Consider the following 5,594-nt stretch of genomic DNA (forward strand, 5'->3'; position numbering starts at 1 on the left):
ACGGCTACAGCCATTTTATGCGCCAGTGGATTTAGATCGAGTGGATCTGTTTAAGCAGATTACCAATGCAGAACATCAACTATATGATCCCGATGATCCGAACAATCAGCAGCTTTTAATCAATAAGAAGAACTTACCCAAGGATGTGAAGGATTTTAAAGATCAGTTACACCAAAGGATTTACCAAGCTGTAGTCGATGGCAAAGTTGCCGATCGGCAAAAATTGGTTGAATGGCTTGAATCGAATGAAATCAAAGTCACCCGACAAACCCAAAAATCAATATCAATCGAAAATCCATACGAGGGCGCAACACGTCCTATCCGTTTAAGTGGAGAGGTTTATGAGCAAGGCTTTAGCGCTACTGGCGAATATCGACAAGAAGTACAACAGCGAATTGCAACGTACCGAGGAACAACTTCTGAGCGGTATCGAGCAAACGTCACAGATTATCAAAGACAGCTTGAGCACAAGAGCCAATATCACAGCGACCGCTATCCAGCAGTCAGACGAGAAATTAGCGCAGAACCTACAGAACAGCTCACAGCAGATCGAGAAGCAGCTCGACCAGTACCAAGCCTTGCTACAGTCCAAATTGAGCCGTTTAAAGCAAATGAACGAGCAGATACAGACAAAAGAACAGCAAGTTCAGAACAAAAGCCTACTGAAACAGCTTACCACTTTGAATATGGCAATGATTTTGGGAGCTGCTATTTTAATTATTCTCATTATTGCGCTCGGTTTTATGGGCAAAAGCAAGTACAACGAGATACGGACACTCAATATGACCATCAACGAGAAACAAATGCGAGTGGATCACCTGAACCGATCGGGGGGCAGTTTGACGTTCAGCACATGCAGACAGCAAAACAGCAAAGCCCAACGTCTATGTATTCAGATCAACAAGGACGCAGGGGATTGGCAGAACAACTTCATGGTGCCGATGGGGTATTAAGTGATGACCGAATTAGAAACACAGTTATTGAAAATCATCGAAGAACAACAGCAGCAATTACAGCAACAACAAACTCAGTTGCAGCAGCAACAGCAGAGTTTAGACGTGATGCAAAAGAAAATTATCCAAGCCTTATCAGCACAATCAAAGGCAATGGAGAGCGTACAGACAGACTTAGTGCAAACACAAAAGTCATTATCGACAATACAGACACAATTTCACGAATTGGAAAAAAATACAGCGACCTATACCGAGCAGATCAATGGCAAAGTCAGGGAGATGAGCCAAATTACAACGAATTACGAGGACGTACTGGAGAAAATCTCAACCACACAACGGTCAGTCTCGTCACAAGTAGCCAAAGCTCAGCAGAATTTGCTCGAAACGTCCGAACTATTGAAGCGAATATCGTCCAAATGAAGGAACGGAAAAAGGAAATGGAGCAGCCCCAACCTAAGCGAGATCGGGGCATGAATTTTGGCATGTAGGGTTTATGCTCGATTCCGACTGTTGCTAATCAAAAATATGGAACAATGATTAAATATTAGGCGTGAAACGTGAAGAATCAATAAAAAAGCCCGACTTAGACAAGTTAGGCTTTTTTATTGATTGTAAATTATTGAAATAATTAAACTAATTTTGTATTTATGTGCACTAATGTGTGCACATAAAAGCGGAGACTTTAATTTGGTAGGGTTCTTTAAGCCCAGTCATTTCATCCTAATCATTTGGTCGAGTGACAATTGGAAAAGTTGAGTCTGGACGTTTAAACATTGCAAAGAATTTTCCAATTTCCAATGGATTGCCTTTGACTTTACTTTCGTTAGAAAGCAGGACTTTTACCCCTTTTATTTGACCTGTAATCATTTTTAGATATAAGGGCTTGGTTACGGTTAATGTTGGGCAATCCGATGCCAAATCTTTACTGTCATCATGACGCTTAAACTGCATGATTGAGTTTTCAACCCATAATGAAAAATTCTCTTGGGTATCCGACAAAACCAGATTGATACACTGGTTTTCATTTTTTAAATTTTCCACATCTAAATTTGTCGCCATGGCTTCAAGAAATCTTTCAGTTGGCGTGTGAATCAATAAATCACTCGGATCAGATGTATTTTGTAGGGGTACATTATTTTGTAGCTCTTGAGCACCCACCAAAAAGAAATTACGCCAAGTTGAAGCCTCAGCAGCATAGCCCAATTGACGATACGTATTTGCCAATAAGTCTTTTGCTTGTTGGTTTTGAGGGTTATTCAACACAATATGTTTTAAAATCTCGGCAGCCCATCTATAGTCAGCTTGAGCATAGGCATCCCGCGCATTTTTTAATGCATTATTCTCCCCACCTGCCAACTCAATATATTTTTTTGCAACAGCTTTAGGCGGTAATGGATCTAAATTGGAAGGATGAGCATCGAACCATCCCATATAGTATTGGTATATCGCTTTTACATTATGCTTTAAGGTTCCATAATAGCCATGCGCATATAGCTTTTGATCAAGTGCCGCTGGAAGCTGAATTTTCTCGGCAATTTCAGCACCATTAAAACCAGAGTTCATATATCTCACCGTCTGATCATGTGTGAACTTATAAACATCTCGCTGGGTTTTAATAAAATCTTGAATATTGTCATTGCCCCAGACAGGCCAATGATGTTGTGCAATCAATACATCGGATGCTTTGGCATGCTGCATTGCTTGGTCTAAATAGCCTACCCATTTTAAGGCATCACGGACTTTGGCACCGCGGAGGGTATAAAGATTATGCATGGTATGCGAAAGAATTTCTGCGCCATTATAAAGTTTCAGTGATGGGATAGAGAAGGTTAACTCTGCTGGCGCTTCTGAACCCGGCACGTTATAAAACACAAAATCCAAACCATCAATGGTCATTTTCTGTTCTGCTTGGGTGATCAGTTGTGTAGGCTCAAGGATTCCCATTTTCCCAACAGCAACAGCCTTACCTAAACCTGTATCCACCAATCCTTCAGCATTCTTTGGTAAAAAGGTTCCATACATATAGGTCGCACGACGTATCATGGCTGAACCTGCCATCAAATTTTCACTGGTCGCTTCTTCCATAAAGCCTTGTGGCGCAATAATTGGGGTTTTTCTAGCGTTAATTTCTTCTGTAGAAAGAACGCCTAATGCACCACCAAAATGATCGATATGGCTATGGGTAAAGATAATGGCTGAAATTTTTTGCTCACCTAAATGCTGCCTAGCAAATTTAAGTGCTGCTTCAGCCGTTTCTTTAGAGGTTAATGTATCCACAATAATCCAGCCAGTATCACCCTGAATAATGGTCATATTTGCCAAATCAAAACCACGAATTTGCCAAACTCGATCTGTCACTTTAAATAGACCAACATTATTGTTGAGCTTTGCTTGTCGCCATAGTGCAGGATTAACAGTATTTGGTGCTGGATCATTTAAAAAATTAAACGCATCAAAATCCCAGATCACATTGCCTTTTTCACTTTTAATTTGACCTGTTGGCTTGGCAATAAAGCCTTTTTGCGCATAATTAAACTCTGTCATATCGTCTAAATTATATTTCGTTTTATACGCATTATTTGATTCAATGACCGCTTTTTCGACTTGTCCATTTGCTGCAAAAACAGAAAATGGCAAAATAAACATCAATGAAACCGTTAAAAATTTAACTTTCATTGTCTTTCCTTCTTCAAAATATCCATAAATGTTGATTTCCTTGTCTATACTATTTTTGATATGTGTTGAATTAATAGAAGCTTTTCAATTCAAACATTATAATAACAGCCATCATTTTTTATGATGGAATCATAAAATAATATTTTACAAGAATATACCTGTTTTTATTAAAACTACGCAGTCCTTATTGGGCATGAGTTAGTAGGAGAGAAAAATAAAAATTTTGTTAAAACCTAAAGAAAAACCCCTCTGAGTCTTGCAACTTAGAGGGGTTTTGTCTTAAATTTGGTGGTACGCAGTTATTTGATGTTCGAGCATCAAGTAACGAAGATCATAAGGTTTGACGACCGTTATGATTTCACCTTTCGGCTTGTACCGCTTTTCAAATTCTATCAAATTGATAAAAAATGGCAAGCATTGTATCAGTAAAAAGTCTTTCGTTACCTGACTCTCGTTCATCCAATAAGCAATACATAGACAGTATTCGAGCCTTATCAGCTTCTGTGCATCCTTTTTAAGGAAGATATGCGGTGCATGTGGAGGGAATAAGTGTCACTGGTGCATCGTAGCGATAGTGAAAGCTGAGAAGCAGGAGCTGAACCGTTACAGGGGAATCCCACAAAAGCGGAGCGTTGAGAGTAGTTGTATAGGTTGGTTAAGTTGCATGTTGGAGAAATCCTCGCAGAGATACCGCCATACTTCGACAGGGAGCGCGTGGGGAGAGGTGCAGTACCTTTAGTCCTTGTCTGCCATGTATGTGAAGCATGGTGCGGATACGACCGATGCGTGGCTCCGTCAGCCTAATCAGGTTAAATCGGCAATACTTAGGGGATGTGTTATTTTTTGAATGACAGCCCTTAGGGAGAGTATTGCCGAAACTCTCTCAACGCTCACCATCTGCCTGAGCAAAGCGAGGGCTGTGGTGGTGGTGAGAAAGAGTTGAGTGCTATTGTTTTACAAGATTTATGCCAGTTCTTATTAGGGTTTATATACTGTATCATTTGATTAAATTTTAGTATAAATAATTCTTTCCCTTTTTAAATAAGCAAGGATACACAGTTACCCCTATTTCACTTCATTTAATAGTGCTAAGCTGTGACCTTGATCAGGGGCTTCACCCCCGATACCCCCGAAAACCGGTTTAAAGAAAAATCAAAGATTTTCCTCTAAACCGGTTAGACCAAGAATGGGATTGTTCAAGTGGAAATAGATTCAGTAACTAAACAGAAAGTAGTACGGGAACGGACGTTTAAAGTCAGACTTTCAGAATCAGAATATCAATTGCTCGATGCCAATAATCCTTTTGGTTCAATCGCAAAGTTGCTACGTCAGTCAGCAGTAGATAAAGCAACAAAGATTTATAATTCCAAAGCAGATGATGCTGAAAAAATTAAATCAACAAAGATTGTTGAATCTTCATATAGCAAGACAGAGAGAAATTTAATCCTAGAATTGGGTCGTATAGGTAATAACGTGAATCAGATTGCCAAAGCGATTAATACGGATATTGCAGGGACAGGTACTTTTGACAAAGTGAAGTTACTTCATTTGTTGATTTCCATAGATCAACAACTTCGGGAGTTACGACCAGATGATCGTTGATTTTTTTAGACATGGTTCAGGATTATCTAAAGGTTGTCTAGATTATTTGCTTGGTGAAGATAGAGAGCGAGAACATGCACAGGTTTTAAGTGGTGATGTTGACTTGACCGCTCAACTGATTGATAGCAGTCCTTTTGCCAAGAAATATACCAGTGGTTGTTTATCCTTTTACGAGCATGCTTTATCTGACCAGGATAAACAGCAGATCATGCAAAATTTTGAGGAATGCCTTTTCCCTGGTCTCGATAAAGATCAGTACCAAATTTTATGGGTACAGCACCAAGATAAGGTGAATCAAGATACTGGAGAGACACGGCTTGAGCTGAATTTTGTGATTCCAAACGTTGAGCTTTCGACAGGCAA

The 5,594-nt window shown here is 39.6% G+C and carries 4 protein-coding genes; 3 read left to right on the forward strand and 1 reads right to left on the reverse strand.

Annotated elements, in window-relative coordinates; genetic code table 11:
- Positions 1-1,441, forward strand: a 1,441-nt coding sequence (locus AC4CU2_RS18915; RefSeq protein ID WP_490769393.1) for a relaxase family protein, incomplete at its 5' end; no start/stop codon positions are given.
- A 232-nt stretch (positions 1,442-1,673) separates the two neighbouring features.
- Here AC4CU2_RS18915 and AC4CU2_RS18920 read toward each other — a convergent pair.
- The gene (locus AC4CU2_RS18920) at positions 1,674-3,629 is read right to left on the reverse strand and encodes an alkyl/aryl-sulfatase (RefSeq protein ID WP_004870594.1); all 1,956 of its coding nucleotides are present in this window, start codon (positions 3,627-3,629) and stop codon (positions 1,674-1,676) included.
- 1,200 nt (positions 3,630-4,829) lie between these two features.
- Here AC4CU2_RS18920 and AC4CU2_RS18925 point away from each other — a divergent pair.
- Both AC4CU2_RS18925 and AC4CU2_RS18930 read left to right on the forward strand, forming a co-directional pair.
- Positions 4,830-5,231 (forward strand): MobC family plasmid mobilization relaxosome protein, encoded by a 402-nt coding sequence (locus AC4CU2_RS18925; RefSeq protein ID WP_004706792.1) that lies wholly within the window; start codon positions 4,830-4,832, stop codon positions 5,229-5,231.
- Positions 5,221-5,594, forward strand: a 374-nt coding sequence (locus AC4CU2_RS18930; protein WP_490769394.1) for a relaxase family protein, incomplete at its 3' end; no start/stop codon positions are given. The genes AC4CU2_RS18925 and AC4CU2_RS18930, both read left to right, overlap by 11 nt.

This window comes from Acinetobacter sp. 797_lipA, from assembly GCF_058243025.1.